The sequence below is a fragment of the Ruegeria sp. K3 genome, assembly GCF_056531845.1.
This window is the reverse complement of record NZ_JBQFMM010000001.1, coordinates 131,159-154,980: the sequence shown is the minus strand read 5'-3', so window position 1 is coordinate 154,980 and position 23,822 is coordinate 131,159. Positions and strand designations below refer to the sequence as shown.

Here is a 23,822-nt window from a genome sequence, read left to right as displayed (position 1 = left end):
GCGACCAAGGCCAACCCATCAAAGGACTGCCCTCATGAAATTCTTCGTAGACACCGCCGAGATCGACGCCATCGCCGAACTGAACGATCTGGGCATGGTGGACGGCGTAACCACCAATCCCTCGCTGATCCTGAAATCGGGCCGCGACATTCTGGAAGTCACCAAAGAGATCTGTGATCTGGTCGACGGCCCCGTCTCGGCCGAAGTTGTCGCCACCGAGGCCGAAGACATGATCGCCGAAGGCCGTAAGCTGGCCAAGATCGCGCCCAACATCGCAGTCAAAGTACCGCTGACATGGGCTGGTTTGAAAACCTGTAAAACACTGACCGACGAAGGCCAGATGGTCAACGTGACCCTGTGCTTCTCGACCAATCAGGCGATTCTGGCGGCCAAAGCGGGCGCAACCTTCATCTCGCCGTTCATCGGACGTCTGGATGATATCAACCTCGATGGCATGGACCTGATCGCAGATATTCGCCAAGTTTATGACAATTACGGGTTCGAGACCGAAATCCTCGCCGCCTCGATCCGCACCGTAAACCACGTGACCGACAGTGCCCGCATCGGGGCTGACGTGATTACAGCACCTCCGGGCGTGATCAAAAAACTGGCCGACCACCCGCTGACCGACAAAGGCCTTGAAACTTTCCTGGCCGACTGGGCCAAGACAGGTCAGAAAATCCTCTGATCCCAAGCATTGCCGCGCGGTGCCATCAGGCACCGCGCCCGGCCCAACGGCAAAAGCTGATCTTTGATCAGCGCCGGGCAGGCGGGAGCGCCCGCCACAGCAGCGATGAAATTCGCCTTTCGCGTGCATTTTTCCCAAGGCAAATCCAGCAACCCATGTTATAAGCCCGCCAAACAAAAAAACGACCGGACGGGACATGAGCAGCGATCCTAAACTCAAGGACAATCTCCGCGCCGCAATTCTGGCTGAGCCTGACGCCGTGCTGGATGACAAAGACCTGATGCAGGCCTTGGTGGCTGCAAATGAGCAGGCGCGTGGTGACAACGTTATCGACCTGCGCGGTATCGCCATGCAGCGGCTTGAGGCGCGTCTTGACCGCCTTGAGGACACTCATCGCTCAGTCATCGCAGCGGCGTATGAGAACTTGGCGGGCACCAATCAGGTGCATCGCGCCATTCTTCGCCTGTTGGAGCCCACCGTGTTCGAGGATTTCCTGCGCGCGCTAGGCAATGACGTGGCCGAAATCCTGCGTGTCGATCACATCACTCTGGTCCTCGAAACAACCGTCGTACGTGATGATCCGGTGGTGAACCAGCTCGGCGGCGTGTTGACTGTGGCTGAGCCCGGCTTTATCGATAGCTATCTAACCGCTGACCGCAACGGTCAGCCGCGCGAGGTTACCTTGCGCGAAATCCGCCATCCCAATCCGCAAGTTTACGGTAAACAAGCCGATCAGCTACGATCCGAGGCCTGCCTGAAACTCGATCTTGGCACTGGCCGCCTACCCGGCATGATTGTCATGGGCGCGCGCGACCCGAGGCATTTCTCACCTCAGCTTGGAACTGATCTTCTTGCCTTCTTTGCCGGCGTGTTCGAACGCTCTATGCGCCACTGGCTGTCGTGAGCCTGATTTCCCCAGCCTGCCGCGATGCTCTGCAGCATTGGCTGGACAGTCTGGGGGCGCTGGCGGGGCGGTCTGAAAATACGCTCGACGCCTATCGCGGCGACGTGACAGAATTCCTGTCCTTCATGACCTTGCATCACAGCGAGCGCCAAGGGCTGGCCGCGCTGGAACGCATCAGCGTTTCTGACATGCGGGCCTGGATGGCAGAGCAGCGAAATTCTGATGTCGGCGCGCGATCTCTGGCGCGCAAGCTTTCAGCCGTCAAAACCTTCTATCGCTGGTTGGCCGAACGCGAAGGGTTCGAACCTACTGCGGTGCTGTCCACCCGAGCGCCTAAATTTACCAAGAAACTGCCCCGACCCCTGGCCGAAGATGCCGCGCGCGCAATGATCGACACGGTCGAGCTACAATCCTCATCGGACTGGGTCGCTGCACGGGATGTTGCAGTTGTGACGCTCCTCTACGGGTGCGGGTTGCGGATTTCCGAGGCGTTGTCTTTGACCGGTGTGGACGCTCCTCTGCCAGAAACGCTGCGCATATCGGGTAAGGGCGATAAGGAAAGAATCGTACCGGTCTTGCCTGCCGCTCGGGCTTCGGTGGATCGCTATCTTCACCTTTGCCCACATCCGCAATCCCCTGATAAGGCGTTGTTCCGAGGTGTCAGGGGCGGCCCGCTAAACCCCGGAATCATTCAGGCTGTGGTCGCCAAGGCACGGACGCAACTTGGCCTTCCCGCAACAGCCACCCCGCACGCGATGCGCCACAGCTTTGCCACCCATCTGTTGTCTGCGGGCGGCGACCTGCGCGCGATCCAAGAGCTTTTGGGTCACGCCTCGCTTTCAACCACGCAGACCTATACCGCAGTCGATACGGCCCGGTTGATGGAAGTCTATAACCGCACGCACCCAAAAGCCTGAAGCAAAGACCCTTTTTGCTTTGCATCTGCGCCTTGCTTCCGTCATGACACCACCATGACACTCAGATTCAAAGCGCTTTCCGTTCATCTCTTCACCGCCACAGGTGCCGTTTTCGCAATGCTCGCCATGTTGGCAGCAGTCGAAGAGAAATGGAGCCTGATGTATCTTTGGCTCGTTGTCTCGTTCATCGTCGATGGCATCGATGGCCCGCTGGCGCGGCACTATCACGTTAAGAAGAACGCACCCGAGTTTGACGGAGTCTTGCTGGACCTGATCATCGACTATCTGACCTATGTTTTCATCCCTGCCTTTGCCCTGTTCAAATCGGGTCTGATGGACGGTTGGACCGGCTGGTTTGCAATCATCGTCATCACCTTTGCAAGCGCGATGTACTTTGCGGATACCCGCATGAAAACCAAGGATAATTCCTTCTCTGGCTTTCCAGGCTGCTGGAACATGTTCGTCATTGTGATCTTCGCCCTGGAGCCCAACTTCTGGGTCATCCTGCTGCTGGTCACCTTGCTGTCTGTCGCAATGTTCCTGCCGCTGAAATTCATTCACCCAGTCCGGACCGAGCGTTGGCGCACCCTGTCATTGCCTATGGCTTTTGCGTGGACATTCTTTGCAGGCTGGGCCGCCTGGGTCGACTTTCACCCCGAAAGCTGGGCCCATTGGGGGCTGGTGATCACCAGCTTGTATTTGGTCTCGGCCGGTATTGCGCAGCAGATCATTCCGCCGCGCAAGGCCCGGGATTACAAGACTTCCTGAACCTCGAACTCAGTCCCGTTATGGGTAAACACGTCACCCTCTTGCAGGCCAACCATAGCCAGATAGATCGGGCTTTGGGTCGAAATGCCCATGTAGGTTTTGCCGTCCACTTCAAATCGAGTCGTTGAGACACATACGACGAAGCGGCGATTGTTGAACTTGATTACGGCGCCGGGCTGCACCGTATCCGTGAGGCCAAAATCGGTGTTCTCGATCACGTCAATCTTGGCGTGATGCGCATGAACAGGCGCATCAAAGGCGGCCGCCAGATCTGCATTCTCGCGCGAGGCAGCGATGTCGTCCTTGTCATGCCCTTCTCGGTCATCCAACTGCGAGTCCTTAAGGAAGGCATCATAATGTGCCTGTGCGGTTGCCAATTCCTGTTCTTCCAAAGACATCAGATGGTCAATGATGGCTTTCTTGCGTGCGGCGGGGTCTGTCTGGCCGGTCATTCAATTCGGTCCTTCAAATTCACTATTCGATATAGGTTGGGGCCGTGCCGCTCCGATTGCAACAGATAAGTACCGATCAGATCAACAGGCTGGCAGCACCTTCGTGACGCAGCAGAGCCACTTTGGTCTCAACACCGCCGTGGCCTGAAAACCCAACCATCTTCCCATCTGCACCCAAAACCCGGTGACAGGGAATAATGATGGGGATGGGATTTCCTCCGCATCCGCGCCCAACCGCTTGCGCCGAGTAGCCAAGGTCGTTAGCCAACTCGCCATAGGTGCGCGTATCACCAAATGGGATAGCATACATTGCATCGCACACCTGACGCTGAAATTCCGATCCCTTGATCCGGTAGGGCAGTTCGAACTGCTGCAAACGCCCTTCGTCATAGGCACGCAACTGCGCCGCCGCTTCTCGCAGAACCGGGGTGGCTAGACCTTCGTCACGGCCATTCCAGACAAGACGCGTGATGGCGCCGCTGGTCTCTTCGACACCAAGGCAACCAAACTTAGTTTCTACGGCGATCATCGGCATAAGAGAACGGTTGCAGATGTTTCACCACACCTGCAACCCGAATCCTGACGATCCGCCTCTTCATCTGGCCAAAAATACCTCGGAGCGCGAGGCAGAGCCTCGCATCAGCGATCTCTTTCTCGCGCTCCGTTCGAATGTCAGCTCAGCGCCTCGTTACAGCGCCCGCATACGCCCGGATGGGCGTGCAGCCCAACATCAGGAAGGATTTTCCAGCAGCGCTGGCATTTGTCGCCTTGGGCTTTTTCGAACACTACAGCTACGCCCTCGATTTCCGGCACACGGAACGCCTCAGCCGGGGCCGGATCGCCTGTGACGGCCAGACCAGAAGTGATGCACATGTCATCCACGTCGAAAGTCGCAAGCAGATCGCGGGTTTCCTGATCTTCGACATGCACGATCGGTGCGGCCTCAAGGCTGGATCCGATCACCTTGTCCTGCCGCTGAATTTCCAGCGCTGCGGTCACGGCGCGGCGCACGCGGCGGACTTTGGCCATGCTGGCTTCCAGGTCTTCATGGCGCCAATCAGCGGGCGTTTCAGGGAAATCCATTAAATGGACCGAACTATCATCGGCCGGGAACCGTTCCAGCCAGACCTCTTCCATAGTGAAGACCAGAACTGGGGCCAGCCATGTGGTCAGACGGTGGAATAGGATATCCAGCACAGTCCGCGCGGCACGGCGGCGTAGGCTGTCACCGTCGCAATAAAGCGCGTCTTTGCGGACATCGAAATAGAACGATGACAGATCAACCGTGGCGAATGTGAATACGGCGCTGAATACACCCTGGAAGTCAAATGCTGCATAACCTTTGCGCACCTGCTCATCCAGATCGGCCAGTCGGCTTAACACCCAGCGTTCCAGGCGCGGCATATCTTCAGGCGCAACCCGATCCGCTTCGGTGAAGTCCGCCAGCGAGCCCAGCATGAACCGCATGGTATTGCGCAGGCGGCGATAGCTGTCGGCTGTCCCTTTCAGGATCTCCGGTCCGATCCGCTGGTCGGCGGTGTAATCGGTCTGAGCCACCCACAAGCGCAGGATATCGGCGCCGTATTGTTTAACGACCTCTTCCGGCACGATGGTGTTGCCCAGCGATTTGGACATCTTGTTGCCCTTGGAATCCAGCGTAAATCCGTGGGTCACTACGTTGCGGTATGGTGCACGCCCCTTGGTGCCGCAAGCCTGCAGCATCGACGAATGGAACCACCCGCGGTGCTGGTCGGTGCCTTCCATATAGACGTCAGCGATACCGTCCGCGGTCCCGTCCTCACGATCACGCAGCACAAAGGCATGGGTCGAGCCAGAGTCGAACCACACATCCAGCACGTCGAACACCTGATCGTAGTCGTCGGGGTTCGCGATACCGTCGAGGATCTTCTCCTTGAACCCGTCCGTGTACCAGACGTCTGCGCCATCCTTCTCAAACGCGGCTTTGATGCGGGCATTGAGTTCGTCATTGCGCAGCAGGTAGTCCGCATCGGTCGGCAATGCCCCCTTCTTGGTGAAGCAGGTCAGCGGCACGCCCCAGGCGCGTTGGCGCGACAGGACCCAGTCCGGGCGTGCTTCGATCATGGAATACAGACGGTTGCGGCCGGTCTGCGGCGTCCATTTCACCAGTTCATCAATCGAGCGCAGAGCACGTTCACGGATGGAGTCGCCCATCTCGCCCATGCCGTCCTCCAGCTTGCGGTCGACCGAGGCAAACCACTGCGGCGTGTTGCGGTAGATGATCGGCGCCTTCGAGCGCCACGAATGCGGATAGCTGTGCTTGATCTTGCCGCGCGCCAGCAGCCCGCCGACCTCGGCCAGCTTGTCGATCACGGCCTTGTTGGCATCACCCTCACCGCCCTTACGAGACAGGATGTATTTGCCACCAAAGAACGGCAGATCAGCGCGGAAGCTGCCATCATCCATCACGTTATAGGTGATGACCTGCTCCAGCATGCCCAGATCGCGATAAAGCTCGAATTCCTCCATCCCGTGCGAAGGTGCACAGTGGACAAAACCGGTCCCTTCGGTGTCGGTCACGAACTCCGCGGCGCGGAAATCGCGAATGTCGTCCCATTCGCCGTTGCCGCCCTCGGCCCCGGCCAGCGGGTGGGTCAGCTGGATCTTGGCCAGATCTTCCTGCGTTACATCGCACAGACGGCGATACATCGTGTCATCCAGACGCGCGCGCGCAAACACATCTGCGGCGCGGTCATCGGCCAGCAGATAACGTTCGCCAATCCGTGCCCAGCATTCCTCGGGGCGACCTGTAACCTCGTAGAGACCGTAGGAGATGTCCTCACCGTACACCACGGCCTTGTTCGACGGCATGGTCCATGGGGTCGTCGTCCAGATCACCACATAAGCATTGTCCAGCGTCACATCGCCGGTGTTCACGACCTTGAACTTCACCCAGATGGTGAAGCTTTCCTTGTCGTGATACTCGACCTCGGCTTCGGCCAGCGCGGTCTTTTCGATGGGGGACCACATCACGGGTTTCGAGCCCTGATAAAGCGTCCCGTTCATCAGGAACTTCATGAACTCATCCGCGATCACGGCTTCGGCGCGATAGTCCATGGTGATGTAAGGATCGGGCCAGTTACCGGTGATACCCAGACGTTTGAACTCTTCACGCTGGATGTCGATCCAGCCTTCGGCAAACTTGCGGCATTCCTGACGGAAGTCGACGATGTTCACCTCGTCCTTGTTCTTGCCTTTCTTGCGGTACTGTTCCTCGATCTTCCACTCGATCGGCAGGCCGTGACAGTCCCAGCCGGGCACATAACGCGAGTCAAAGCCCATCATCTGATGGGACCGAACGATCATGTCCTTGATGGTCTTGTTCAGTGCGTGGCCGATATGCAGGTGGCCGTTCGCGTAAGGAGGGCCGTCATGCAGGGTAAAAGGCTTGCGGCCCTCTTTCTCGCGAAGGCGGTCATAGACGCCGATCTTTTCCCAGCGGTCCAGCCATGCTGGCTCGCGCTTGGGCAGGCCTGCACGCATGGGGAATTCGGTTTTCGGCAGGTTCAGCGTGTCTTTGTAGTCAGGTGTTTCGGCGCACATTTGGGGCGTCCTCAGGATGTTCTGGTCGTGTATGGATCGAAGCGGTCAGTGCGATAACTCAAGCACCTTTGCCCGGCGTCTCGCGATATCAGAGCGCCGGGGATATAATTCGAATAATGATGGCCAGCCAGTCAAACATGGCCGCGCTTATAGGACGCCTGCTCTCAATGGTCCAGAGGTTCCGGGTCTTGCGACGAATGGCGCAGCTTGGCCCAGCGATTGAGCCATGCGAGACCCGCCAGTGCGAGACCGAGCGCCAACAGCGAAAACACCCGGATCAGCCCGCCCAATCCGGCAATATCGATCAGAAACACCTTGGCCACCGCGAGGCCAATCACGGCCAAACCGGCCTTACGCATCAAATCGGACCGGCGGGCCAGCGACTGGTAGAACAACCCTGCGCCGACCACCAACAAGGTGATGGTGTATGAATAAAGCTCGGGCTGGGTGACGCCGTTGCCTTCATACATGCCACTCGCCCCCTGCCAGACATGACGGATTGTAAGCCCCAGCCAAAAAGCGATCAGGGCACCGGCGACCCCATAACTGATCTGCTTCAGTAGCACGGGCTGCGTCACGACGCGCCAAGCCGAGAAGCCGATGGCCAGCGCAGGCAACAGATAGGCCACTGCCAACGTGTTCAGCACCGGCGGGCCGAGCACGGGTTCGGCAAATGGGTCGAGCAACGGGTTAGCCTCAGACAAAGCCTGAACCAGACGCATCATGCCGTGTGCCGCAAAGAACGCCGCGAGCGCGTAACGCGCGTAGTTCAGCTTACCGCCAAGCTCGAACCGCTGTATTTGTGCAAAAGCCAGCAGCAGCCAGATCACCGCCAGCAGCCCCAGCCCCCAATGGCTGTCTGTCGCGCCGCCTTCTCCGAAGCTTTCCAGCCAGCGCAGCAACAAGAGCGATAGCAGTATTCCCGCCGTTGCCCAGGCCGCGCTTTCAAGCAGCAATGAGGCAATCGGGCGGTCCAAGGACCTTAGCAACGCCCACCCCATGATGAACCCGGCAACCGCCACTGCATAGACCAAGGTCATTTCGATCAAAGGCGCGGTTTCGGCCCAATCGAGCCCCGGGTCGAGCACCAGCCGTACGGTCACCGTGAACACACCCGCCCAAATGAACCAACTCATCGGAGCCAGAACAAATCGCCGGTCCAGCGCCGCGGCCACAACAATCATGGCGACAAGTGCTACGGTCAATGCGGCGGAACTGAGTACGATGATGCAGGCAAAGCTAAGGCACGATAGCGCAGACAGAGTTGCCAGGGCAGGCCGCATCCGTTTCTCACCATCGGCCCGCGCAAACCGTTCGGCCAAAACCACCATCATCGCGCCTATTGCGATTGCGTGTAAGGCCCACGCATAAGCTCCGATCACGTTTGCAGGCTGCCAACCGACTTCAAGCGCGATCGCCAGCGTCGGAGCATATAGGGCTGCACCCCCGGCCCAGACCACAGCGTAGCGCCCGGCGTGGAAGGACCGCCACGCAGCGAGCACGCTGATCAAGGCCCCGAGGGCAACCAATAGCGTGACTACCCAAGGATAATCGGCCTCGGCCGTTTCCACGTATGTGTCGGCAAAGCCGCGCCACACGGAGCCACCGTCCAACCCGTGCAGCAGAACAAACCAGATCAGACCCATCGCAGGCAGCGCCGTCACATCCTGCAGCGCACGCGCAGCTTTTGTCCAAAGGATCAGCGCCAGTATCAAAGCGGTAAACAGAGCAACGCCCAGCCAAAACTCACCGCTTGAATCCGACCAATGCAGCGACAGGATGATGGAACTGGTGAGAACTGCACCAAAGGCAATTCGGGTTGGAAACTCGGGCCATGGATCCCCTTTCCGTCGCCGAATGACTTCAGCAATCATCGGGCCGGTGTGTTCGGGCCAGATACTGCGCACGGGTATCGCCATCGCAATAAGCGCCAGTGCTGTCACACAGGTCAGATACCCCGGTTCCGTGGAGGGGGAAGACAGCACCAGCAAAAACGCCGCCCCGTATGCACCTACTAGTGTCAAAATGGAAATCCATGCCCAACGCCTGACGGTATCGATACCCAAGCCCAAAATGGCGATAATAAAGAAATAACCATAAAGCCAACTGGGATCGTCCGATGCGCCTCCAACCATAAAGGGCGCGGCAAAGGCTCCGATTAGGCCTACGGCGGCCAGCAGCGGCCCGTGGAACCATCCCAAGACCAACGCAAACAGAGCGATGATAACGAGACCGGCCAGAGCGGCCTCGGGGCCGATCAGATCATAAAGCTGGCGCGCGGCAAGGACGCCACCAAACAAGGTCACCAGACCCGCGCCCGAGAAGACCGATGGTAGATAAGCGGTCGACGCGTCCTCGTCATCGCCGAAGCGGCGGCGGATCACTTCACCTGACCCAATCAGCAGAAGGCCAAAGATCAGTTCTGCGGCGACCCGCGCGGTGGGTGGCAACAGCCCGTTCTCAACCCCGTACTGAACCAGAAAAATCCCCGCCAACGCCAGTGACAACGCCGAAACCGCGTAGAACCAGTTTTCACGCATCCAAGCGCCCAGCGCGGCGATCTTTTCCTCACGAAAAACGATGGTGGCAGGAGGATCGGCGGCCTCAACGGCCTGCGGCGCATCCGATGGGCTTTCGTCATAGGTAGATGAGGTTCTCGCCGCGGCCCAGGGATCAGGCTTGGTTTGCGTCGTCGTCGGCTCCGGCCTTGATGCCTGGGAGGTTTCGGCGCCGCTTTCTGGTATTTGCCTGGCCAATTGCCGCTCAAGCTGTTCGACGCGCTTACGCAACCGCGATTGACCAATCAGCAAAGCGATGATCGAAACAGGAATGGCCAGAACGATCAGACCAACGAGGACAAGCAAGGATTCCAACCGAAACCTCCGGGATGCGATGCGCCAAACGTACCGTGCAGACAGGCTGGTTTATAGTCTGGAAATCCGCATGGATACCGCCTGCTGCACAGGTAATCGGCCTAGAAAAGCAGGATGTGAGGGCGTGCCAGCATCAGCCAAGGGATCGCCAGCACTGCGGCAAAGGCCGGAATACCGCAAACGAACCATGTGCGGAACAGTTTGTAGTACTTGCTTGGCAAGGTCGCACCAGCCAGATCAGCCTTCCTTGCATAATCCCTCAGCCGAATCTGAATCCAAACCACCGGTAGCCAGAACAGGCCAGTCAGTATGTAAAGCAGCAGTGATATCGCGATCCAACCCTCCGACAGCGACCAGCCCAGTCGCCGGGCCAGCAACACGATTCCCGCCGTATGAGCAATCACCCGTGCATCTGCCGTGCGGTGCGCCATCAGCATGAAAATGGCGATCCCCGCGCAAGTGCCCAATAGAACGCATGCTCCGATCACGTGAAGCCAACGCAAGATCAGATCCGGGTCCATCAGCGGCTCTCCAACATGGGTCGCGCGATCAGTGATAGCATCAAAGCCGGTGCTATCTTGACCAACGGTCCCAAAGGGTCGAGCCACAGTTCAGGCACCGTCAATCCGCCGCCGACTTGAAATCACGTAGATCCCCCGAGATCAGCGCAATATCCGAAAGGGCCCGTTCAGCCGTCTTCCGGCTGCGCACAAGACCCTTCACACAGGCACCATCCGCATGCAGCGACCCACCCACCGCAGCGCCGATGAAGCCATAAGCGCCCCGCACCTAAACAGTTTTCTCAGGACGGTCCGTAGCCACGAGGTGCCTCGCATTAGTTTACAACACCTTAGCGGATCAGATTCTGAGGACCAGCCTGATCATCCCGCCCGCGACAACAGCACCATTCAGGGGTGAAACAACGAGCCAACCCAGAAAGCGATGGCTGCCGCGGCACCCCCGATCAGCAGGGTTTCTCCGCCTGATCGCCACCACGGGGCAAGCGACCACCGGCTTTTCATCGCGCCAATGGCAAAGAACACGCCCGCAGTCATCCAGGCCGATACCGTGAACGCATTTGCAACGGATAAGAGGAACGGCAACAACGGAATCATCCCCGCGATCAGAAAGGCGAAGAACGTCGCCATCGCGGCTTTGAGGGGATGCGGGTCGACGCTGCCCAGCCCGTACTCGCCCTCGATCATCAGGTCGACCCAATTGTCGTGATTCGAAGTGATTTCAGCCGTCGCGTCATCCAGAACGCTGCCTGAAAGGCCTTTTTGTGCGAGGATTTCGCGCACCTCCTTTCGCTCGCCATCCGGGTACAACTTGATATGCCGTTCCTCGATGGCTCGAATACGGTGGATGTTATCGAGCTCGGCCTTGGTTCCCGAGTAGTTGCCCGCCGCCATCGAGAAACCATCCGCCAGCACGTTGGCCAGCCCAAGTGCCACGATGACAAAAGGCGATAAACCTGCCCCGGCAACCCCGGCAACGATCGCGAATGTCGTGACTGAGCCATCGATGCCGCCATAAACCACATCGCGCAGAACCCCACGACCCGGAGGCGCATTGATCCGTTCGAAAATCTCTTGCTGGCTGTGGCCGTGTTCGGTCATGGCTGGCTCCGTCCTGTTTATGCAGGACAGGTTCAGGCACGGCCTTGCGCCAGATCAAGTCCTGGAGAACAACCCGCTGAGCGCGCGTTTGATCATGCCACGGGTCGAGGGCTGGTGGCGTTTCGAGAAAGGCAAAGGTCGACAGACCTCCATCGCAGCGACACCCACGCGGGCGGTGAGCGCGCCGTTGACCAGCCCCTCACCGAACCGGCGCGACAATTTGCTGAGAACCGAGCCGCCCAAAATCGGCTCCAGAAGATCATCCCCCACTGCCACCGCGCCAGTTGCAATCAGATGCACGAATACGGCGCGGGTTAGGCGCCAACTGCCCAAGAAACCTGCGCGACCGCCATAGATTTCCGCAATCCGCCGGATCATGCGCAATGAACTTGCCAGCGCCGTCGCTACATCCGCCAGAGCAAGCGGGACCAGAGCGGTCACGGTCGCGACCTGCCGCGCTGCGGCCTCGACCTCGCGGCTGGCGGCAGCATCCAGCGGGGCCAGAATCTCGTCTTCGGCCAAGCTCAGCAGGGTTGCCGCATCGAATTGCTCTCCCATGCGTTCGGTCAAACGGTCGCGACCCCAGCGTGTTTCATCGCGTCCCTTATAGAACGCAATCAGCCGTGTGGTTACAGCGCGGGCTTGCGACAAGTCCTCATCTGTTAAAGCTGTGTCCGCCGCGCGCCGCAGCCCGTCGACGCGAGACAGACGGCTGATTGCGGCCAACTCGCGCAGTGCAATGATCAGGACGACCAGCAACAGCGCAGCGATCAGACCGGTGACGATCCAACCCAGAATTGGTGCGCGTTCCAGCAGAGAGATGGCAAAATCCCATGCGGCGACCGAGACCACCGCCCCCACAACGGCTAATGCCAACCCCCAGAACCAACGCGCCAAAACCGAAGGTTTCCGCGCTGCAAACCGCACCGCTGACTGCATCGCCTGCCCCTGCGGAGGCGCGATGTCCGGAACAGGAGGCGCGGTCGAGACATCAACTGCCGAGGCATCGTCTTCCAGATCAATCAAAACGGGGCCTTTAGCCATCGACCAACTCCTCGCGCGTCCAAACATATCTGATGTCGGGCAGGTTTTCGTCATTTTCGGACCCATCGCCGCGTGCGACCTCAACAAAGCCGTTGCGCTCATAGAACCGGCATGCGGAAGGATTGGCCTGAAACGCATACAAGTTGAGCGTGGGACGCTGTGTTTTGGCACGATCCAGCAATTGCTGCCCGATCCCCTGCCCGCGCGCCGAGGCCGCCAGATAGAGCGACTGCACTTCGTCCCCATTCAACGCCAGAAATCCGGCCACCTGCCCCTGCATTTCGGCCACCGTGACCCAGCCGAGATCAATCATCCTGCCGCAAAACGCAATGGTCTCGGCCTCAGAATGCAGTTCAGGCATCCAGTCGTTTTCGCGGGCGAACCCATGCAGAATAGCGCCTGTGGTTCCGGCATCGGTACTGCGAGCAGAACGAAGGATCACGTTCACAGCCGGTCTCCGATCAGAAACTGCGCAGCCCGGTCCAGCCGAATATGTGGCGGACCATCACCAGGATTCAGGGTCAAATGTGCGGGTGCAAAGGCCATATTGCCATAGTCGTCGCCCAGCCATCCCTCGGCCCCATTGCGCGCGGGGCCCAGCAGATGGGCAGGGTCCTCTGGCAAATCACCGGGGTAAAAGGCCGCCTGCTTACCGCTGTCTAGCAGAGTGCCGCGCACGCATGGCAGTTCTACGCCGTTATGGCTGCGCATCTCTTCCGTCGTTGTCCGAAGTGAAGCCAACGATAAGGCCGCAGTTTCAGCCCCGGCAAAGCTGGCGCGGTCGCGGGCCTCACGGGTCAGGGCCTCAATGATCGCGGTCAGGCGCGGGTGCTGCAGATGGTGCAGATGGTCCGCTTTGGTGGCCGCAAACAGAATACGCTCGACCCGCTTGCCAAGCAGCAGCCTGTTGAGCCATGCGTTGCGACCGGGGCGGAAGGCCGACAGGATATCGGCCATCGCGCGGCGCATATCCTCGACCGCTTGCGGGCCTTTATGGATTGCCCCCAACGCATCTACCAGAACGATCTGCCGGTCGATCCGGGCAAAGTGGTCGCGAAAGAAAGGTTTGACCACACGCGATTTGTACGCCTCGTACCGCCGCTCCATCTCGCGGTGTAGTGAACCCCGAATTGACACCCCCGACACCGGGAGCGGCGCGAATGTCAGCACAGGAGACCCGGCCAGATCGCCCGGCAGAAGAAACCGACCGGGAGTGCAGTCATAGAAACCGGCATCACGCGCGGCATTAAGGTAATCGGTGAAGCTGCGGGCGAGGTCCTGCGCCTGCGGCTCATCATGTGGCGCGGTTGGGTCGGTCGCCTGAACCTTTGCCATAAATGCCCCTGCTTGTGGGCGATTGGATATGTGTTCCAGCGTGTCCCGCGACCAATCTTCATAGGATTTGTCCAGTAGGGCCAGATCCAGCAGCCACTCACCCGGATAGTCCACAATGTCCAGATGCAATGTTCGGGGGCCCTGCAATCCCGAAAGCAGACCTGCGGGCTGGACTTTGAAGGACAGGCGTAACTCGGAAACAGCACGCGTGCTGTCCGGCCAGTGCGGCGCTGGTCCGGTCAGCGCGGACAGATGGGATTCGAAATCGAACCGGGGCACGGTGTCGTCGGGTTGCGGCTGCAGATAGCTGGCGGTGACACGCCCCTCTTGCTGCGCCACAAGACCGGTCATGCGGCCCCGATCCAGCAGGTTGGCGACCAGTGATGTGATGAACACTGTCTTACCCGACCGCGCCAATCCCGTGACGCCCAGCCGGATGACCGGTTCGAAGAATGTCTCGGACACACGGTCACCCACGGATTCGACGCCGCGCACCAGACTGTCTGCCAATGATGAGATGACCAAGCTGTCGCCCCGCAATTATCGTTTTGCCCAAGATAGGTAGCGGTTGCGGCACTTGCCAGAGCTTTCGCCCCCTTGCCCGTCCGACCAAGGCGCGATACCAGCGCGCCATGCCCAGATACGCGCTGCAAGTCGAATACCAAGGGGAACCGTTTGCCGGATGGCAGCGGCAGAAAGAACTGCCGTCGGTTCAGGGCGCGATCGAACTCGCCCTGTCGCGGATCGAACCCGGAGACCACACCATCGCCGCCGCCGGTCGTACCGACGCGGGGGTTCACGCGCTAGGACAAGTGGCGCATTGCGATCTGGTCAAAGAATGGGACCCGTTCCGCCTGTCCGAGGCGTTGAATTATCACCTCAAGCCGCAGCCCGTTGCCATCGTGCAAGCTACACGGGTGGATGATGACTGGCACGCGCGGTTTTCGGCGCTTGAGCGCCAATATCTGTTCCGCATCCTGATGCGTCGCGCACCTGCAACCCACGACAAGGGGCAGGTCTGGCAGATCAATCATTCTCTGGACGTCGCGGCGATGCAAGCCGGGGCGGATATGCTGATCGGGCGGCATGACTTCACCACCTTCCGGTCCTCCATCTGTCAGGCCGCCAGCCCGGTCAAGACACTGGATGAGTTGCGGGTGGAACAGGTTCAGGGCTTCTCGGGGGCCGAAATCCACTTCCATGTTCGCGCCCGATCGTTCCTGCACAATCAGGTACGTAGCTTTGTTGGCACGTTGGAGCGCGTGGGGGCCGGAGCTTGGACGCCCGAAGACGTTCGCGATGCGCTTGAGGCGGTTGACCGTGCGGCCTGTGGACCGGTTTGCCCGCCGCAAGGGTTGTATCTGGCACGGGTCGGATATCCCGAACCGGTGTTTGGCTAAGTCTACAAGGCCCGCAGTAGCAGCCCGCTTGCAATCACGGCGATGATAAGACCCGCAACCAGTTCGATGGTCGGGGCCAGTACCGATGCAAAGCGCGTAGCCGAGGCTGAGGCCAGCAACCCGCCGCGCAACCCAAAGGATGTCCAACCGACCAAAGTGGTGACGGTTGCGGTGCCTAAAGCCATGGCGAATGCGCCTGCGATGCCGACCATTGCGATACCCATCTGCCATGTCAGGATCAGCACAAACAACGCGCCCGTACAGGGGCGTGCGGCTATACCAGCGATCAGGATCAACGCCTCGCGAAAGCTGCCGACCTGAGCGACCTCATCGGCCGTCGGGCCGTGGCGGTGGCCGCAGTCAGCGCAAACCTCGTGGTCGTGATGATGGTGGTCGTGATCATGCGCATGGTGATGGTGGTCGTGCGCTTGAGAGGCTTGGTTTTTGTGACGCCGCGCAAAACTGCGGATGGCGCGGAAAACCAGCCACAGGCCTATAGCGGCAATTGCGCCGTAGCTGATCGGTGCCATGACCTGTTCGGTCGTGCCTACAAGCGACTCGCGTGACATCTGGAATACCAATACCCCGGCATAAACCAGCACAACCGCCGTCACTGCTTGCCCTAGGCTCGATAGGACACTGATTGCAGAAAGTCGCCAAAACGCAACGCGACGGCCAAGCCCATATCCTCCGATCAGAACCTTGCCATGGCCCGGTCCGATGGCATGAAAAAACCCATATGCAAAACAGACCGTCAGTAGCGTTGCCACAGCTTCGGGCTGCTCGGCGCGTGCTGCGCGAAGGGCGCGGGCGATCTGGTTCTGGAATTCGCGTTGCTCTCCGGCAGCCCAAGCGGCCAGATGGTCAAAACCACCGCTGCCCCAGAACCACAGCAGCACCCCGCAGGCGATGGCAACGGGAACGATCAGGTATTTGGACATGAAAGCCGGATCTCGGTTGCGAATTTCTCACCGACCAGAGGGATATCGTTTTCTTCAAGGTCATACTCGGCATCCAGCGTCAGCAAAAAAGCCTGCATCTGGGCCAGTTCGTTGTCGATATCCGGATCGCTGCGTTCGATATTACAGATCGTGGGGCCTGAAACCAGAACCGGGCGGGTCACTTCGTATGCGGTATAAAAGCTCTCATCAAAGGCTTTGATCGACAGTGCATCCGCGGGAACGGGGTTTCCTTCGATCGCGCGCAGATGTGTGGTCACGATGCGGGCATCCTCGGTCGTGGCCTGCGGCTCAAGCGGCCCAGAGAGCGGGATCACATTTTCGCCCATGCGGATGACCAGATCGCCATTGTAACCTTCGACCCACTGCGCGTCGAAGCCACTTAGAAACTGCTCTTCAGCCTCGGTCAGCACGCCATCTGCATCCTGATCCAGTCGCATGTCTTCGAGAACCAGCAATGAATAGAACTCATCATAGGCCCAGGTCACACGCACATGGGTCAGGTTGCCTGCGTCATCGACCATGAACTCTAGCCCCGTGTCGATAAAGACATGGGGATGAGCCAGAGCCGGTGTCGGCAGAAGGCAGGTCAAGGAGAAGGCAAGCCAGCGCATGTTGCAAAGATAGAATGCGCAGCGGGTATCGGCAATCCGACTAAACACTAGGCTGCAGAATCCCGCCATTTACTCCGGCGGGAACAAGACCAATGTCTGCAAAGCCGTCCCAACTGGCCCCTGTGTATCAAAAAGAACTGACTGCGACATACCGATCCCCGAGGGTTGCCAGTGCGAGATCGAGTCAGAGGCCAGCCAGTCCGAGACAGGCTCGCGGTGGACTTGCACAGTCAGGTCGGTATTCATGAAACCCATCTCAGATGTGGGCGCGTTCCACGATATGCCATTGCCGCAATCTGCAAGCGGGCAGAGCGCTTGGATCGGCGATGGGTCCTCTCCTTCCAGCAAGGCAGGTGTGCGCATCCAGACGGTTTTCGGACCTGCCCCTTGGTTGCCATCAGCGGGATAGCCGATCTGGGAGTGATGGGCAAAACCGGGCAACTGATGGCGCATCTCACCGATCGGGAACGGGCCATCGACCATATCTTCGACCCTGGGCGCGGGCAGTTTGACATTAGGCACGGCCCCAAGGTCTTTGCGCACCATATGCATGGTTGTGGCGGTGGCGCAAAGCGTGTCGTCCAGATCATGTACGGTGACCCGTGTGGTCGCCAGCGTCTTGGTATGGCGTGTCGTCTCTGCCGCGACTCGCAAACCAGCCAGAGGCAATGGACGCAGCAGATCGACGGTCAACCGGGTCAACATCTTCTCAGGGCCGACTTCGGTTTCTGCCGCCCGCACGATCAATCCGCTGACTGGCCCAGCATGGCAATGATCGGCCGACCAAGGCCCGCGCGCGGGGTCATTTCCGACAAACACACCCTGCGCATTTTGGTGGAAATACGCCTGCCCCAACACATCCGATGTCATTGTGGTTCTGTCGCCTCAGACTTTTTCCTGCGTGTATTTCTTCAACTCGACGCGAGCGACCTGACGGCGATGCACTGCGTCAGGCCCATCCGCCAGACGCAGGGTGCGCACATGGGTCCATGCATTTGCCAAGGGCGTATCCTGACTGATCCCCTGTGCGCCGAACATTTGCACGGCCTCATCGATCACCTTCAGCGCGACCTTGGGGGCAACGACCTTGATCTGGCTGATCCATGGGGCCGCCGCCCGTGCATCGCCCTGATCCATGTACCAGGCGGCCTTGAGGCACAGCAAACGGGCCATTTCGATCTCCATCCGACATTCGGCGATGATGTCGTAGTTTGCCCCCAGCTGCGCCAGTTTCTTCCCAAACGCCTGGCGCTGTAGTGAACGCTTGCACATCTGCTCCAGCGCAGACTCGGCCTGACCAATCGCGCGCATGCAATGGTGAATACGGCCCGGCCCCAAGCGCCCCTGCGCGATCTCGAACCCGCGCCCTTCGCCCAGTAGAATGTTTTCGGCCGGGACCCGAACTTCTGTGAAACGGATGTGCATGTGACCATGGGGCGCATCGTCGTGGCCATAGACCTCCATCGGGCGCAATACCTCAATACCCGGCGCGTCTGCTGGGACCACGATCATCGACTGGCGCTGGTGCTTTGGCAGATCGTCCCCGCCGGTTTTGACCATCACGATATAGACCTTGCAACGCGGATCGCCCGCCCCAGACGACCACCATTTCTCGCCGTTCAGAACATATTCGGCCCCGTCCCTCACGCAGGACATCGAAATGTTGGTGGCATCTGATGAGGCCACATCGGGTTCGGTCATCAGATAAGCCGAGCGAATCTGCCCCTCAAGCAACGGCTTCAACCATTGTTCTTTCATTGCGCCCGATCCGTAGCGTTCAAACACCTCCATATTCCCTGTATCGGGCGCGGAGCAGTTGAAAACTTCGGCTCCCAAGGGCGTCTTGCCCATCTCCTCGGCGAAATAGGCGTATTCAACTGTACTGAGGCCAAAACCTTTGTCGCTGTCTGTCAGCCAGAAGTTCCAAAGCCCCGCCGCCTTGGCCTTGGCTTTCAGCCCCTCGAGAATCTCGGCCTGTCGCTCGGTATATTTCCAACGATCGCCTTTATTGATTTCTGCCTGATACTCATCTTCAAGCGGCATGACCTCGTCGTGAATCATATCTCTCACCCGCTGTAACAGGGCGCGGTTTTCCTCACGCAATCCAAAAGTCATGGTCATGTCTATTCCTTCCCTGTGGCGCAATGCGGGTCGTTGGCTTTGGTCCGAGGATGGCTTAGTGGCCATGAGGGTGTCCAGCTAAGTGACGGAACGTCATTCACGCAAATTGAGCCCGGTCCAGCATCAATGCGATACCCAGCAGGGGGCCTGCAGTCAGATTAGCTGGAGCAAATCACAAGGGTGCAGCTGTGCTAGTTCGGGTGCTGGCCAAGGCAACGGCCTTTAAGGTGTCAGGATCCAGTTCCCATCAGCGGTCTTGCAGCGGCGCGTTCTGATATCGCGGGCCTGTGCAGTACCTTCAGGCTGCACAAAGTGCTGAAGTATCACACAATTGCCCTGAACGCTTTGCACGCGGATTGTCCCCTTCGAGCCGGTGTCCTGATTGAGCCAAGCCCTCTCCTGCCCCACGGATGGAGTGCCCGTCGACAGCAACGCGTTTGAGGTGTCGTTCAACACCTCAAAGTCAGCGGGGCTCAACCCCATCTCCGCGATGATTCGGGAAAGTGGTTTAGCCTGTGCTATTCCACCCACCCCCAGAAAAAGTGCAGCAACCAGCGCTGTGTAAACAAAGGCTTTCATCAAAGGGCCTCGCCGATTTGAATGACTTTCACGTCCATAGATATACCTCTATGCGTGTGCGGCCAAGCCCCACTTGGCCACCTTCAAATTATCCCGAACAAACCTTTCGCAAGGCGGGCGCTAGGTCCGCCCGTGAGATCGCCTCATATTGTGCCCAGACGAAGCAGAGGCATTTGATGACACATCCTAAATATTATGCACCGACAGGCGGACATCCGGGGCAAGAGCAACTGTTGACCGACCGTGCCATGTTCACCGATGCCTATGCGGTAATCCCCAAGGGCACGATGCGCGACATCGTCACCAGCTTTCTGCCTTTCTGGGAGAATACACGTCTTTGGGTCTTATCCCGGCCTTTGAGTGGTTTTGCCGAGACATTCTCGCAATACATAATGGAGGTGCAGCCCGGCGGTGGCAGCGATACGCCTGAAACCGACCCAAATGCGCAAGGGGTGATCTTCGTGGTCGAGGGCAGCGTTACGCTGACCCTGAACGAAGCGGATCATGTTCTTGAGATCGGTGGATATGCCTATATCCCCCCGGGCAGCGACTGGGCGCTGCACAACCATGGCGATTCAGTTGCCCGGTTCCATTGGGTGCGCAAGGCTTATGATGCAGTGCCCGGCCTGCCCGCCCCTGACCCGATCATCACCAATGAACGCGACGTGGTACCCAACGAAATGCCTGGCACCGAAGGCCGCTGGTCTACCACCCGCTTCACCGATCCGCAGGACCTGCGTCACGATATGCATGTCAACATCGTCAATTTCGAACCCGGTGGCGTGATTCCCTTTGCCGAAACCCATGTGATGGAACACGGCCTTTATGTGCTTGAAGGCAAGGCTGTTTACCGGCTCAATCAGGATTGGGTCGAGGTCGAGGCCGGTGACTACATGTGGCTGCGCGCTTTCTGCCCACAGGCCTGTTACGCAGGCGGACCGGGACGGTTTCGCTATCTGTTGTACAAGGATGTGAATAGGCACATGCCGTTGTCTGTACCGTCTAGGTAGCTGACGATCGGGGCTTTACCGGGTCAAGTTCAGGTAAAGGGGTTCACAGAATCGCTGGAATCTGATGAAATCAAATGAGTTTTCAGCACTGGAGATTGTTCGATGTTACTGCGCGGTACGATGATTGCACTGGTTGCCACCCTTGGCCTTTCGGCGTTCAACGCCGCCCCGGTCGCAGCCAAGGAAGAAACCAAATCCGTTTTCGTCATGAGCCGCACATGGGCGGTGACGCAGGTCTCGGACGCGCCTGTGGTTTATCGGGCGACGCGGGATAATAACAATCTGAACCCCTTTGGCCCGCCGCCACGTCTTCGCACCATCCAGGCAATGGCCGCGATACAGAAGGCGACTGGCTGCAAGGCGATCTATTCCAGCATGTATCAGAACATTTCGGGCCAGTTCTTTTCGCAGGTCAGCTGCAACTGAAATTGGTACAATACTTTGATTGAGATCGCCTGATCTGCCTGCCATAGCTTGCGCATGAAACTCGCGATCAACGGATTCGGCCGTATCGGCCGCACCATTCTGCGTCAGGTCTTAAGCCTGCCGCAGCATTCGGATGTAGAACTAGTGCTGATCAACGATATCGCACCGCTGGAAACATGCGCATACCTGTTCAAATATGACAGCACGTTTGGCCCCTATCAGGGTTCGGTCACGACCGAAGGTGAAGCACTGAATATCGATGGCCGCGTTATTCTGATGTCTCACAGCGCCGATTTGGCACAGGTCGATCTGTCCGGCGTCGATGTCATGCTCGATTGCACCGGCATCGCGCGAACATCCGACGTGGCCAGCCGGGGCTTGACTGCTGGGGCGGATAAAGTGTTGATTTCCGGCCCTTCACCCGCTGCCGAAGTCACACTGGTGCTGGGGGCAAACGAAGATCAATTGGGCAGCGCACGGATCGTTTCAAATGCATCCTGCACCACCAATGGTCTGGCACCGCTCGTCAAGCTGATTGATGAAATCGGCGGGCTTGTGTCCGGGCACATGACCACCATCCACTGCTATACAAACAGCCAGCCGATGGTCGATGCGCCACGCGGGGATCTAGCCCGATCGCGCGCCGGGGCATTGTCGATGGTGCCCACGACCTCGAGCGCGACGCATTTGATTGATATCGTCTTGCCAGACCTGGCCGGTCGTGTGTCGGGGGCCGCGGTGCGTGTTCCGACGGCCAGCGTATCTGCCATTGATCTTGTCGCCACGCTCGAACGTGGCATGAGCCCAGATCAATTCGAACAAGCGTTTCGCGACGCGGTCGCAGCTTCTGCCGTGCTGGGATGGACCGATCTGCCCTTGGTGTCATCTGATTTGCGGTCCCGCCCTGAGTCACTGGTGGTGGCGGGGCCCGAGACGCGCATGATTGGAGAGAGGCAGATCAGGGTTTTTGGCTGGTACGACAATGAATGGGGGTTTTCAGCCCGTATGCTGGATGTCGCGCGCCTGATGGCAAACGCCGGGTAATCCGCAGCGCTGAAGCACGCTGCGGATTACTTCAAGACTTCAATCGTGAGGTAGGCTACCCGCCCCGTGACCGGCCATACCCCCTGAAACCTCTTCAGTCGATTCTTCGGCCAATTCTTCTGGCAGGACCAAATTCAGTACAATGGCGATCAGCGCTGCGGGCAGCAGGCCGCTGGTCATCAGGATACGAAGTGTATCAGGTAGGTGCTGAACCGCGCCGGGTTCCAGCTGCAACCCAAGACCGATCGACAGCGAAATCGCAAAGATCACCATGTTGCGACGGTTCCAATCCACGTCTGACAGCATCGAGATACCTGCCGCGACCACCATGCCGAACATGACGATCACACCACCGCCCAGCACTTCGATAGGCACGGTGCGGATAATTGCCCCGACTTTTGGAACAAGGCCACACAGGATCAGGAAGATAGCTCCACAGGTCACGACATGGCGGCTCATGACGCCCGTCATCGCAATCAAACCGACATTCTGGCTGAAGGACGTATTGGGAAACCCGCCAAACATACCGGCAATCGCTGTTCCGAAACCATCTGCATAAGTCGCGCCCGCGATTTCCTTGTCGGTTGCTTCGCGACCTGCACCACCTTTGGTGATTCCCGATACGTCACCGACGGTCTCGATGGCCGAGACGAAAGACATGAGACAAAAGCCGATCACGGCGGCCAGAGAGAACTCAAACCCATATTTAAACGGCACGGGCAGAGCAAAGGCAGAGGCACGTGACCAACTTGTGCCAATGGCCTCGAACGTCACCATCCCGACCATCAGGGCATAGACGTAGCCGATGGCCAAACCAACCAGTACGGCAGACACCGACAGCATACCGCGTGCAAAGAACTTGAGGCCAAGCGTCACAACAACCACAACCAAAGCTGCCGACCAGTTAAGCAGCGATCCGTATTCCGGGGTGCCAATCGCAGGCACGCCACCGGCCGCGTATTGAATACCGACCTTGACCAGCGCCAAACCGATCATTGTTACGACAAGTCCGGTGACCAGCGGCGGAAGCGCAAACCGTATCTTGCCTATGAAGAGGCCAAGAAAGGCATGAAACAAGCCCCCGACCAGGACGCCGCAAAACAGCGCCCCTAAGGCATCCACGCCTTTTCCGGCGACCAGAGGGATCATGATGGGTAAAAACGCAAAGCTCGTTCCTTGTACAATCGGCAGAGCCGCTCCAACCGGGCCAATCGTGATAGTCTGCAGCAGGGTCGCCAGCCCTGCAAACAGCATCGACATCTGGATCAGGTACAGCAGTTCGGGAAAATCTGGGGAGTTCGACCCAAATCCAAACCCGGCAGCACCCGCCACGATGATGGCCGGTGTCACGTTCGAGACGAACATCGCCAAAACGTGCTGAATGCCCAGCGGTATCGCCTTGTGCAAGGCGGGTGTGAAGTTCGGGTCCCGAAGCTGTTCGGGCGTCCCTATCGAAGTTTCAGCCATGATCTCATTGTCCTCCCTAA

The 23,822-nt window shown here is 58.8% G+C and carries 25 protein-coding genes; 8 read left to right on the top strand and 17 right to left on the bottom strand.

Going from position 1 to position 23,822, the window contains the following annotated elements; all coding sequences use genetic code 11:
- Positions 1 to 34 precede the first annotated feature (34 nt).
- The 4 genes from fsa to ACR0MP_RS00700 all read left to right on the top strand — a co-directional run bounded on the left by fsa (position 35) and on the right by ACR0MP_RS00700 (position 3,277).
- Positions 35 to 688: a fructose-6-phosphate aldolase gene (gene fsa, locus ACR0MP_RS00715; RefSeq protein WP_170404410.1), complete on the top strand. Its 654-nt coding sequence runs from the start codon at positions 35 to 37 to the stop codon at positions 686 to 688.
- A gap of 196 nt (positions 689 to 884) precedes the next feature.
- Entirely contained in the window at positions 885 to 1,592 is a 708-nt protein-coding gene (locus tag ACR0MP_RS00710; protein ID WP_170397417.1) for a DUF484 family protein, read from the top strand.
- A complete protein-coding gene (locus tag ACR0MP_RS00705) occupies positions 1,589 to 2,509 on the top strand; it encodes a tyrosine recombinase XerC (protein ID WP_170636439.1) in 921 nt (306 codons plus the stop codon). Before ACR0MP_RS00710 ends, ACR0MP_RS00705 begins: the two co-directional genes overlap by 4 nt.
- 54 nt (positions 2,510 to 2,563) lie before the next feature.
- Positions 2,564 to 3,277: a CDP-alcohol phosphatidyltransferase family protein gene (locus ACR0MP_RS00700; protein ID WP_170397421.1), complete on the top strand. Its 714-nt coding sequence runs from the start codon at positions 2,564 to 2,566 to the stop codon at positions 3,275 to 3,277.
- On the opposite strand, the gene ACR0MP_RS00695 is transcribed toward ACR0MP_RS00700, so the two are convergent.
- The 11 genes from ACR0MP_RS00695 to ACR0MP_RS00645 form a co-directional block, all read right to left on the bottom strand.
- Positions 3,262 to 3,729, bottom strand: coding sequence for a hypothetical protein (locus tag ACR0MP_RS00695; RefSeq protein WP_170397423.1), 468 nt, complete (start codon positions 3,727 to 3,729; stop codon positions 3,262 to 3,264). The two genes, ACR0MP_RS00700 and ACR0MP_RS00695, sit on opposite strands and share 16 nt — an antisense overlap.
- A gap of 76 nt (positions 3,730 to 3,805) precedes the next feature.
- Positions 3,806 to 4,264 carry a methylated-DNA--[protein]-cysteine S-methyltransferase gene (locus ACR0MP_RS00690; protein WP_170404416.1) on the bottom strand — a complete coding sequence of 153 codons (459 nt, stop codon included), beginning with the start codon at positions 4,262 to 4,264 and terminating at the stop codon, positions 3,806 to 3,808.
- Between the two features lie 137 nt (positions 4,265 to 4,401).
- Positions 4,402 to 7,311 carry an isoleucine--tRNA ligase gene (gene ileS / locus ACR0MP_RS00685; RefSeq protein ID WP_170404419.1) on the bottom strand — a complete coding sequence of 970 codons (2,910 nt, stop codon included), beginning with the start codon at positions 7,309 to 7,311 and terminating at the stop codon, positions 4,402 to 4,404.
- A 164-nt stretch (positions 7,312 to 7,475) separates the two neighbouring features.
- Entirely contained in the window at positions 7,476 to 10,184 is a 2,709-nt protein-coding gene (locus ACR0MP_RS00680) for a DUF2339 domain-containing protein (RefSeq protein WP_480885529.1), read from the bottom strand.
- Between the two features lie 101 nt (positions 10,185 to 10,285).
- Complete coding sequence (locus ACR0MP_RS00675; RefSeq protein ID WP_170404425.1) at positions 10,286 to 10,705, bottom strand: DUF2269 domain-containing protein; 420 nt, start codon at positions 10,703 to 10,705, stop codon at positions 10,286 to 10,288.
- Positions 10,705 to 10,803 (bottom strand): hypothetical protein, encoded by a 99-nt coding sequence (locus ACR0MP_RS00670; protein WP_480758414.1) that lies wholly within the window; start codon positions 10,801 to 10,803, stop codon positions 10,705 to 10,707. The genes ACR0MP_RS00675 and ACR0MP_RS00670 overlap by 1 nt, the downstream gene beginning before the upstream one ends.
- A 2-nt stretch (positions 10,804 to 10,805) precedes the next feature.
- Positions 10,806 to 10,973, bottom strand: a complete 168-nt coding sequence (locus ACR0MP_RS00665) for a hypothetical protein (RefSeq protein ID WP_480885527.1) — start codon at positions 10,971 to 10,973, stop codon at positions 10,806 to 10,808.
- Positions 10,974 to 11,092: 119 nt separating this feature from the next.
- Positions 11,093 to 11,803 (bottom strand): VIT1/CCC1 transporter family protein, encoded by a 711-nt coding sequence (locus tag ACR0MP_RS00660; protein WP_170404431.1) that lies wholly within the window; start codon positions 11,801 to 11,803, stop codon positions 11,093 to 11,095.
- Positions 11,804 to 11,857: 54 nt separating this feature from the next.
- Positions 11,858 to 12,847, bottom strand: coding sequence for a YcjF family protein (locus ACR0MP_RS00655; RefSeq protein ID WP_170404434.1), 990 nt, complete (start codon positions 12,845 to 12,847; stop codon positions 11,858 to 11,860).
- On the bottom strand, positions 12,840 to 13,295 hold the full coding sequence (locus ACR0MP_RS00650) for an N-acetyltransferase family protein (RefSeq protein ID WP_480885525.1): 456 nt from the start codon (positions 13,293 to 13,295) through the stop codon (positions 12,840 to 12,842). The genes ACR0MP_RS00655 and ACR0MP_RS00650 overlap by 8 nt, the downstream gene beginning before the upstream one ends.
- A complete protein-coding gene (locus ACR0MP_RS00645) occupies positions 13,292 to 14,707 on the bottom strand; it encodes a YcjX family GTP-binding protein (protein ID WP_170404440.1) in 1,416 nt (471 codons plus the stop codon). Before ACR0MP_RS00645 ends, ACR0MP_RS00650 begins: the two co-directional genes overlap by 4 nt.
- A gap of 107 nt (positions 14,708 to 14,814) precedes the next feature.
- Between ACR0MP_RS00645 and truA the strand changes: the two genes are divergently transcribed.
- Positions 14,815 to 15,582: a tRNA pseudouridine(38-40) synthase TruA gene (gene truA / locus ACR0MP_RS00640; protein WP_170404443.1), complete on the top strand. Its 768-nt coding sequence runs from the start codon at positions 14,815 to 14,817 to the stop codon at positions 15,580 to 15,582.
- A gap of 2 nt (positions 15,583 to 15,584) precedes the next feature.
- On the opposite strand, the gene ACR0MP_RS00635 is transcribed toward truA, so the two are convergent.
- From ACR0MP_RS00635 to ACR0MP_RS00615, 5 genes are all read right to left on the bottom strand, one after another.
- Positions 15,585 to 16,523 carry a HoxN/HupN/NixA family nickel/cobalt transporter gene (locus ACR0MP_RS00635; RefSeq protein ID WP_170626488.1) on the bottom strand — a complete coding sequence of 313 codons (939 nt, stop codon included), beginning with the start codon at positions 16,521 to 16,523 and terminating at the stop codon, positions 15,585 to 15,587.
- Positions 16,508 to 17,155 (bottom strand): DUF1007 family protein, encoded by a 648-nt coding sequence (locus ACR0MP_RS00630; RefSeq protein ID WP_170511362.1) that lies wholly within the window; start codon positions 17,153 to 17,155, stop codon positions 16,508 to 16,510. Before ACR0MP_RS00630 ends, ACR0MP_RS00635 begins: the two co-directional genes overlap by 16 nt.
- A 69-nt stretch (positions 17,156 to 17,224) precedes the next feature.
- A complete protein-coding gene (locus ACR0MP_RS00625; protein ID WP_170404452.1) occupies positions 17,225 to 18,025 on the bottom strand; it encodes a thioesterase family protein in 801 nt (266 codons plus the stop codon).
- Positions 18,026 to 18,040: 15 nt separating this feature from the next.
- Entirely contained in the window at positions 18,041 to 19,276 is a 1,236-nt protein-coding gene (locus ACR0MP_RS00620; protein ID WP_480885522.1) for an acyl-CoA dehydrogenase family protein, read from the bottom strand.
- Positions 19,277 to 19,498: 222 nt separating this feature from the next.
- A complete protein-coding gene (locus tag ACR0MP_RS00615; protein WP_170736532.1) occupies positions 19,499 to 19,855 on the bottom strand; it encodes a hypothetical protein in 357 nt (118 codons plus the stop codon).
- A 176-nt stretch (positions 19,856 to 20,031) separates the two neighbouring features.
- Between ACR0MP_RS00615 and ACR0MP_RS00610 the strand changes: the two genes are divergently transcribed.
- The 3 genes from ACR0MP_RS00610 to ACR0MP_RS00600 all read left to right on the top strand — a co-directional run bounded on the left by ACR0MP_RS00610 (position 20,032) and on the right by ACR0MP_RS00600 (position 22,335).
- Positions 20,032 to 20,865 carry a bifunctional allantoicase/(S)-ureidoglycine aminohydrolase gene (locus ACR0MP_RS00610; RefSeq protein WP_170736534.1) on the top strand — a complete coding sequence of 278 codons (834 nt, stop codon included), beginning with the start codon at positions 20,032 to 20,034 and terminating at the stop codon, positions 20,863 to 20,865.
- A gap of 102 nt (positions 20,866 to 20,967) precedes the next feature.
- Complete coding sequence (locus ACR0MP_RS00605) at positions 20,968 to 21,291, top strand: hypothetical protein (RefSeq protein ID WP_170397457.1); 324 nt, start codon at positions 20,968 to 20,970, stop codon at positions 21,289 to 21,291.
- 54 nt (positions 21,292 to 21,345) lie between these two features.
- Complete coding sequence (locus ACR0MP_RS00600) at positions 21,346 to 22,335, top strand: type I glyceraldehyde-3-phosphate dehydrogenase (RefSeq protein ID WP_480885519.1); 990 nt, start codon at positions 21,346 to 21,348, stop codon at positions 22,333 to 22,335.
- A gap of 39 nt (positions 22,336 to 22,374) precedes the next feature.
- On the opposite strand, the gene ACR0MP_RS00595 is transcribed toward ACR0MP_RS00600, so the two are convergent.
- On the bottom strand, positions 22,375 to 23,802 hold the full coding sequence (locus tag ACR0MP_RS00595; RefSeq protein WP_170424357.1) for a nucleobase:cation symporter-2 family protein: 1,428 nt from the start codon (positions 23,800 to 23,802) through the stop codon (positions 22,375 to 22,377).
- Positions 23,803 to 23,822 lie beyond the last annotated feature (20 nt).

What these genes read in the sequence shown, in the direction of transcription:
- ACR0MP_RS00690 (WP_170404416.1), bottom strand. Translation starts at nt 4,264, where the DNA reads ATGCCGATGATCGCCGTAGAAACTAAGTTTGGTTGCCTTGGTGTCGAA.
- ACR0MP_RS00700 (WP_170397421.1), top strand. Translation starts at nt 2,564, where the DNA reads ATGACACTCAGATTCAAAGCGCTTTCCGTTCATCTCTTCACCGCCACA.
- fsa (WP_170404410.1), top strand. Translation starts at nt 35, where the DNA reads ATGAAATTCTTCGTAGACACCGCCGAGATCGACGCCATCGCCGAACTG.
- ACR0MP_RS00630 (WP_170511362.1), bottom strand. Translation starts at nt 17,155, where the DNA reads ATGCGCTGGCTTGCCTTCTCCTTGACCTGCCTTCTGCCGACACCGGCT.
- ACR0MP_RS00675 (WP_170404425.1), bottom strand. Translation starts at nt 10,705, where the DNA reads ATGGACCCGGATCTGATCTTGCGTTGGCTTCACGTGATCGGAGCATGC.
- ACR0MP_RS00635 (WP_170626488.1), bottom strand. Translation starts at nt 16,523, where the DNA reads ATGTCCAAATACCTGATCGTTCCCGTTGCCATCGCCTGCGGGGTGCTG.
- ACR0MP_RS00605 (WP_170397457.1), top strand. Translation starts at nt 20,968, where the DNA reads ATGTTACTGCGCGGTACGATGATTGCACTGGTTGCCACCCTTGGCCTT.
- ACR0MP_RS00610 (WP_170736534.1), top strand. Translation starts at nt 20,032, where the DNA reads ATGACACATCCTAAATATTATGCACCGACAGGCGGACATCCGGGGCAA.
- ACR0MP_RS00655 (WP_170404434.1), bottom strand. Translation starts at nt 12,847, where the DNA reads ATGGCTAAAGGCCCCGTTTTGATTGATCTGGAAGACGATGCCTCGGCA.
- ACR0MP_RS00710 (WP_170397417.1), top strand. Translation starts at nt 885, where the DNA reads ATGAGCAGCGATCCTAAACTCAAGGACAATCTCCGCGCCGCAATTCTG.
- ACR0MP_RS00620 (WP_480885522.1), bottom strand. Translation starts at nt 19,276, where the DNA reads ATGACCATGACTTTTGGATTGCGTGAGGAAAACCGCGCCCTGTTACAG.
- ACR0MP_RS00695 (WP_170397423.1), bottom strand. Translation starts at nt 3,729, where the DNA reads ATGACCGGCCAGACAGACCCCGCCGCACGCAAGAAAGCCATCATTGAC.
- ACR0MP_RS00615 (WP_170736532.1), bottom strand. Translation starts at nt 19,855, where the DNA reads ATGAAAGCCTTTGTTTACACAGCGCTGGTTGCTGCACTTTTTCTGGGG.
- ACR0MP_RS00660 (WP_170404431.1), bottom strand. Translation starts at nt 11,803, where the DNA reads ATGACCGAACACGGCCACAGCCAGCAAGAGATTTTCGAACGGATCAAT.
- ACR0MP_RS00625 (WP_170404452.1), bottom strand. Translation starts at nt 18,025, where the DNA reads ATGACATCGGATGTGTTGGGGCAGGCGTATTTCCACCAAAATGCGCAG.
- truA (WP_170404443.1), top strand. Translation starts at nt 14,815, where the DNA reads ATGCCCAGATACGCGCTGCAAGTCGAATACCAAGGGGAACCGTTTGCC.
- ACR0MP_RS00600 (WP_480885519.1), top strand. Translation starts at nt 21,346, where the DNA reads ATGAAACTCGCGATCAACGGATTCGGCCGTATCGGCCGCACCATTCTG.
- ACR0MP_RS00595 (WP_170424357.1), bottom strand. Translation starts at nt 23,802, where the DNA reads ATGGCTGAAACTTCGATAGGGACGCCCGAACAGCTTCGGGACCCGAAC.
- ileS (WP_170404419.1), bottom strand. Translation starts at nt 7,311, where the DNA reads ATGTGCGCCGAAACACCTGACTACAAAGACACGCTGAACCTGCCGAAA.